The organism is Actinomadura bangladeshensis, assembly GCF_004348335.1.
In the GTDB taxonomy this organism is placed as follows: Bacteria; Actinomycetota; Actinomycetes; order Streptosporangiales; family Streptosporangiaceae; genus Spirillospora; species Spirillospora bangladeshensis.
This window is the reverse complement of sequence record NZ_SMJW01000371.1, coordinates 1-5,776: the sequence shown is the minus strand read 5'-3', so window position 1 is coordinate 5,776 and position 5,776 is coordinate 1. Positions and strand designations below refer to the sequence as shown.

General features: G+C 73.4%; 7 protein-coding genes. 5 read left to right on the top strand and 2 right to left on the bottom strand.

Going from position 1 to position 5,776, the window contains the following annotated elements; all coding sequences use genetic code 11:
• The 4 genes from E1284_RS37810 to E1284_RS37790 all read left to right on the top strand — a co-directional run.
• The coding region (locus tag E1284_RS37810) for a hypothetical protein (RefSeq protein ID WP_243714994.1) at window positions 1-434 on the top strand (434 nt) is incomplete at its 5' end.
• Between the two features lie 125 nt (window positions 435-559).
• A complete protein-coding gene (locus tag E1284_RS37805; protein WP_131944949.1) occupies window positions 560-1,090 on the top strand; it encodes a GNAT family N-acetyltransferase in 531 nt (176 codons plus the stop codon).
• Between the two features lie 219 nt (window positions 1,091-1,309).
• A complete protein-coding gene (locus tag E1284_RS37795; protein WP_131944948.1) occupies window positions 1,310-2,344 on the top strand; it encodes an SGNH/GDSL hydrolase family protein in 1,035 nt (344 codons plus the stop codon).
• Window positions 2,345-2,448: 104 nt separating this feature from the next.
• The gene (locus tag E1284_RS37790; protein ID WP_131944947.1) at window positions 2,449-3,414 is read left to right on the top strand and encodes a CapA family protein; all 966 of its coding nucleotides are present in this window, start codon (window positions 2,449-2,451) and stop codon (window positions 3,412-3,414) included.
• A gap of 199 nt (window positions 3,415-3,613) precedes the next feature.
• On the opposite strand, the gene E1284_RS37780 is transcribed toward E1284_RS37790, so the two are convergent.
• Window positions 3,614-4,345 carry a YqjF family protein gene (locus E1284_RS37780; protein ID WP_131944946.1) on the bottom strand — a complete coding sequence of 244 codons (732 nt, stop codon included), beginning with the start codon at window positions 4,343-4,345 and terminating at the stop codon, window positions 3,614-3,616.
• An 87-nt stretch (window positions 4,346-4,432) separates the two neighbouring features.
• Here E1284_RS37780 and E1284_RS37775 point away from each other — a divergent pair, with 87 nt between their 5' ends.
• Window positions 4,433-4,780 carry a ClpX C4-type zinc finger protein gene (locus E1284_RS37775; RefSeq protein WP_131944945.1) on the top strand — a complete coding sequence of 116 codons (348 nt, stop codon included), beginning with the start codon at window positions 4,433-4,435 and terminating at the stop codon, window positions 4,778-4,780.
• A 2-nt stretch (window positions 4,781-4,782) separates the two neighbouring features.
• Here the strand turns inward: E1284_RS37775 and E1284_RS37770 are convergent.
• Window positions 4,783-5,776, bottom strand: a 994-nt coding sequence (locus E1284_RS37770) for a methyltransferase (protein ID WP_424923532.1), incomplete at its 5' end; no start/stop codon positions are given.

Sequence of the window (5,776 nt, the reverse complement as noted above, 5' to 3'; positions counted from 1 at the left end):
GTCCTGCCCCGGACGGCCCCGCCCGCCCCGCAGGAAGGACGCCCGGCATGACCGTCACCCCGATCGACCTCTTCGGGTCCGCCGTCCACCTCGGGCAGGGCGGCACCATCCGCACCGGAGCGGGAGTCCAGGACGAGGGCGGCTGGCGGCTGACGGCCCTCCATGCCAAGACGGGCGCGGACGTCCATGCCGACCACTGGGAGGTCCACCCCGAGGCCGAGGAGGTCGTGTCCTGCCTGATCGGCAAGATCCGCCTCTGCCTCCGCCCGGAGCGGGAGGGACGGCCGGAGGAGGAGATCAGGCTGACGGCCGGGACCGCCGCCGTCGTCCCGCGCGGGCGCTGGCACCGCATCGAGCTGGACGTCCCCAGCACCATCATGGCCGTCACACTGCCGCGCGGCAGCCGGCTGGAGAAGCGGGCGGCGGACCGGTAGAACGACACCGTGCCTGAGTTGCTGCGTCCCTCCGTGCGGAGCTTCGCCGCCGTCGTGGTTCCAGATGATCGGCGCGGGCGGTAAACCGGAGGCCGCCGCGCGGGGGCGCGGCCTACGATCGCGGGATGGACTACGAGGTTCGGCCGGCGCGGCCCGAGGACCTGCCGGCGCTGGCGGACATCGAGAACTCGGGCGACCCGATGTTCGCCGAGATCGGGATCGTGTTCCCGCCCGGCCCGACGGTGATCGAGCAGCTGATCGGCAAGCCCGCCGAGATCGTGGTGGCCGGTGACCCGCCGGTCGGTTTCGCGGCGGTCGAGGAGGTCGACGGGGCCGCGCACCTGGAGCAGATCTCGGTGCGCGGCGACCTGACCGGGCGGGGGATCGGCGCCCGGCTGCTGGCGGAGGTCATGGCGCGCGCGGCGGCGGCCGGCTCGCCCGGCGTCAGCCTCCTCACCTTCCGTGACGTCCCGTGGAACGGCCCCTGGTACGCCCGCCACGGGTTCGCGGAACTGCCCGAGGAGCAGTGGGGGCCGGGCATCCGGTCCTACTGGGCCGCCGAGATCGAGGCCGGGCTGCACGACCTCGGGCCGCGCGTCGTCATGTGGGCGCCGGCCGCCCGGCCGGGCGTACGAGCGTCTGCACGGCGTCGTTGACGCCGTCGACGACCGGCATCGGGATGGAGGCGTTGAGGCCGGCCGCGGCGGAGAGGCCGAGGCCGGTCGGTGCCGCGAGCATGCGCACCTCCCGCTGACTTATCGTTGGTGACTTGGACGCGGCGCCGCCCGCACGCGTCCCAGATGGTGATCTACAATGTAAAGGCGGGAACCGGGGACGCCCCGCGGACGTCTGGCCCATGGACGCGAAGGAGGACGATGATCAGCCCGGTCGCATGGGTGCGGGGCCGCCTCGGCGAGCGGAGGGCCGCGATCGTCCTCCTGGTGATGCTGCTGGTGCTGGCCGTCGTCCCGGTGCTGGCGCTGCCGGCGGCGCGCTGCGAGGTCTTCGGCGGCGGATGCCGTACGCCGGCCCCGCACAAGCGCGCCGATCCGGTCGCCGCGACGAGGGCGCCGACGCCGCTCGAAGCGGCCACGCGCGGCTCCTATGTCGCGCTGGGCGACTCCTACTCGGCGGGCGTCGGCGCGGAGGCGACCCCGGCCGACCACAACCCGCTCGACCGCTGCCACCGGACGTCCAAGGCGTACTACCACGAGGTCGCGCGGGCCTTCCGGTTCGCGAAGGGCACCGCGTTCTGGGCCTGCTCCGGCGCCACGACCGGCGACGTCCTGGACGGGCGGGGCGGCGAACCCCCGCAGATCGGCCGCATCGGCCGCGACACGAGCCTGGTGACGATCAGCATCGGCGGCAACGACGTCGGGTTCTCCAAGGTCCTCGCGGGATGCGTCGTCAAGCTGCCGTGGGGCAAGGGCTGCACGGAGCAGGGCCAGGAGATCGCGGGGAAGATGTCCGAGCTGCGGCAGGACCTGCCGGCCCTGCTCGCGAAGATCACCGCGAGGGCGCCGTACGCGCGGGTGGTCGTGATGGGCTACCCGAAGGCGTTCTCCGAGGTCAGCGGCGTCGACGGGGACAACATCACGGTGTCGGACCAGCGCTGGCTGAACGCCCGCGCCTACGATCTGGGGCAGCTGATCCGCCAGTCCGCCGCCGAGGCCGACGCGCGGAAGGCCGCGACGCGCGCCCACGGCAGCGTCGAGTTCGTCGACGCCTACAGCGCGTTCGCCGGCCACGAGGTGGGCAGCGCCGACGCCTACATGAACGGCCTCGCCGTGAAACTGCCGGCGCTGGAGGCCGAGCCGCGCAGCTACCACCCCACGGTCGCCGGCCAGCACGCCCTCGCGCAACTGTTCATCGAGCAGATCAAGAAGGGCCCGGGCCGCCCGCTGTCGTAGCGGGGGAGGGCGCCCTCGCAGGTCGTCCGCCGGCGGCGCGCAGGTGAGCTTGCTCACGCGGGGCTTCGTAGGCTGGAGGGGACGTCCCGTCGAGGGGGGGACCGATGGCCATCACGGTGGCGCTCGCCGGGGACACCATGCTCGGGCGCGGCGTGGGAATGCGGATCGCCGAGTCCGGCCCGCACGGCCTGTTCTCCGGCGGCGTGCGCGACGCGTTCGCGGAGGCCGACCTGGCGCTGCTGAACCTGGAGTGCTGCGTCTCCGACCGCGGACGGCCCTGGGAGGCCCCGGGCAAGCCCTTCCATTTCCGGGCGCCGCCGGCCGCGGTCGACGCCCTCGCCGAGCTGGGCGTCGACTGCGTGACACTCGCCAACAACCACGCGCTCGACTACGGCACCGACGCGCTGGCGGACACGGTCGATCTCCTCGGACGGGCGGGGATCCGGACGGTCGGCGCCGGGGAGGATCTCGCGGCGGCACGGGTGCCCGCCGTGCTGGAGGCGCGGGGGACGCGGCTCGCGGTGGTCGGCGTCACCGACCACCCGGCGGACTTCGCCGCGGGACCCGACCGCCCCGGTGTCGCCTACGCCGATCTGCGGCGGGGCGTCCCGGACGACCTGGCGCGGCGGATCCGCGAGTTGCGGGACGATGCCGGCGCCGTGGCCGTCATGCCGCACTGGGGCCCGAACATGACCTCGGAGCCCCTGCCTTACGTCCGCCGGGCGGCCCGGAGCCTCGTGGACGCAGGCGCGTCGCTCGTCGCGGGCAGCTCGGCGCACGTGTTCCACGGCGTGGCCCTGCCGGTCATGTTCGACATGGGCGACTTCATCGACGACTACATCGTCGATCCGATCCGCCGCAACGACCTGGGCCTGCTGTTCCTGGTCACCGTGGACGAGGGACGGCCGTCCCGCGTCGAGGCGGTGCCGCTCCGGCTCGGCTTCGCCCGGACGGAGTGCGCGCAGGGCGCCGACCACGCCTGGATCACCGAGCGGTTCACCGCCGCCTGCCGCGCCTTCGGGACGGACGTCGCCGAACGGGACGGCCGCCTCGTCGTCGGCGCGCTATAGCGGGTCGCCGAGCGGCCCGTGCTCGTCCACCAGCGCTTCGGCCCAGTGGGCGGCGAAGTCCGGCTGCGTGCCGTCGACGTCGGTGAAGCTCCCGGTAGAGGCCCGCGGTGGCCGGCGCCCAGCCCGACTTGCGCAGGTCGCGGCGGGCGGCCGCTGTCCGTGCGGGACATGCCCGGTGATGCGCTTCCCCGGCAGGTGATCAGCGGCCCGGAAGCCCGAAACGCACCGGCACGCCCGGCGAGTACAGCACGCTGACCGGCTCGCCCAGCGGCCCCGGCAGTCCGGCGGCCGCCACGAGGTCCTGCTCGCAGCGCAGCAGCGCCGCCCGGTGCAGCGGCCACCGCGGGTGGACGTTCGGCAGGAACCGCACGCGTCCGAGGAACTCGTTGTGCATGCCCCAGCGGGCGGTGAGGAAGTGCTCCAGTTCCGAGGGCTCCTCCACCCGCTCTCCGATCCGCACGTCGATCCGGCTGCAGGCGCCGCGCGGCCCCGGCCACCGCCGCGAACTGGTGTAGCTGATGACGTTCTTGCGGGCACGGACGGACATGCGCGACCACTGGTACGGCATCCCGAACCCCGCCCGCGCGATCATCACGGGCAGCAGCCGGGAGGCGTCCAGCGAGCGGAACACCACGCCCCGCCGCCCTTGCGCGTCCACCGAGTACAGTCGCACGTTCGTCTCGGGGAACGTCCCGAGGTACGGGACGCCGGGCAGCCCGAGCCACCCGACCCGATGCATCCAGAACGCGACGAGACCGACATAGGTGACCCCGTCCAGCGTGTCGGGTTCGATGCCCTTCGGCAGCAGCGGCGCGACCCGCCGCGGTTCCACGGCCCAGTGGACGAACGCCAGGTCGAGCCACCACTGCGTGAGCCACGGCCGCGCGATCGACCCAGGCGCGTCGGCGGCGATGGGCTCAGGAGCGGACATCGCACCATCGTCCCACGCAGTGATCACTTGTCAGGCTGCCCCTGACGTTCTAGGGTGTCAGGCGAACCCTGACGGACGGGAGCCGCCATGACGATCCGGTGCACCTTCTGCAACAAGCCGCACACCGAGGTCGGCCGGATGGTCGCCGGCCCGGGGGTCCACATCTGCAATGAGTGCGTGTCCCTCGCCGACGCGATCATCCAGGAGTACAAGGACAAGCCGGCCGAGTTGCGCCTGCCGCCCTGGGAGTCGCTGGGCGACGACCAGATGCTCGACCACATCCCCCGCGTCGCCGCCGCCATCGACCAGGTCGAGGCCGACCTGCGCGCGTGGGTCCAGGAACTGCGCCGCCGCGGAGTCACCTGGGCCCGGATCGGCGCGGCGCTGGGCATCACCCGCCAGTCCGCGTGGGAGCGCTTCTCCGGCGAGGAGTGACGTCAGCCGTCCGGGCTCAACTCGATGATCGAGTGCTGCCCGCCCGGCCTGACCGAGCCGACCCGCAGACCGGCCGACGCGGCCAGCTCGCCCAGTTCACCGAGGGTCCGCTCCCGGCCGCGGACGTAGCAGAGCATGCGCAGGTCGCCCTCGGTGTCCCGGGTGGAGCCCTCGACGTTGGCGACGTTCTCCACCACGAGCACCTTCCCCGCCCCCGCGCCGGCCTCGGCGCACCGCCGCAGGATGCGAGCGGCATGCTCGTCGTCCCAGTCGTGGAGGACGCCCGAGAGCAGGTACCCGCCCGCCCCCGCGGGAAGGGGATCGAAGAAGCTGCCCACCTCGGCGTCGGCCCGATCGCCCAGACCGGCCTCGGCGATGGCCTCCTCGGCCCGCGCGACCGGCCCGGCCAGGTCGACCACCGTGCCCCGCAGATCTTCGTGAGCGCGGAGGACGGCGATCAGCAGGCTCCCATCGCCACCGCCCACATCGACCACGCGACCAAGGCCACCCCAGGGGTAGGCGGCGACCAGAGCGGGCATCTCCTCCGCGAGCCGCCCGCCCATCAGCGCGTCGAACGACGCCGCACGCCGTGAGTCGGCGGACAGGTCGTCCCAGAACGTCCGGCCGAACCGACGCGGGAACGCGGGCTCCCCGGTGCGAACGGTGTGCAGCAGTTCGACAAAGCTCAGATCGGCGTGCCCGATGGCCCCTTCCAGATCAAGCCATGCCCGCGGACCACCTGGATGATCATCACGAAGCTGCTCGCCCAGGCCCGTCAGGCCGTAGACGCCGTCTCCCTCACAGACCAGCACACGGGCGGTGACCAGATGCCCCAGCAGCCGCCTCAGCGCATCGGGCTCGGCGCCCACCGCCGCGGCGAGCGCCTCGCCCGTCCGCGTGCCGCCCGCGATGTGATCGGCCAGCCGCAATGTCGCCGCCACCCGAATGGCCATCGGAGTGAGCAGATCGGCGGCCGCCCACAACTGCCCGCCCCAC

What these genes read in the sequence shown, in the direction of transcription:
- E1284_RS37805 (WP_131944949.1), top strand. Translation starts at nt 560, where the DNA reads ATGGACTACGAGGTTCGGCCGGCGCGGCCCGAGGACCTGCCGGCGCTG.
- E1284_RS37795 (WP_131944948.1), top strand. Translation starts at nt 1,310, where the DNA reads ATGATCAGCCCGGTCGCATGGGTGCGGGGCCGCCTCGGCGAGCGGAGG.
- E1284_RS37790 (WP_131944947.1), top strand. Translation starts at nt 2,449, where the DNA reads ATGGCCATCACGGTGGCGCTCGCCGGGGACACCATGCTCGGGCGCGGC.
- E1284_RS37780 (WP_131944946.1), bottom strand. Translation starts at nt 4,345, where the DNA reads ATGTCCGCTCCTGAGCCCATCGCCGCCGACGCGCCTGGGTCGATCGCG.
- E1284_RS37775 (WP_131944945.1), top strand. Translation starts at nt 4,433, where the DNA reads ATGACGATCCGGTGCACCTTCTGCAACAAGCCGCACACCGAGGTCGGC.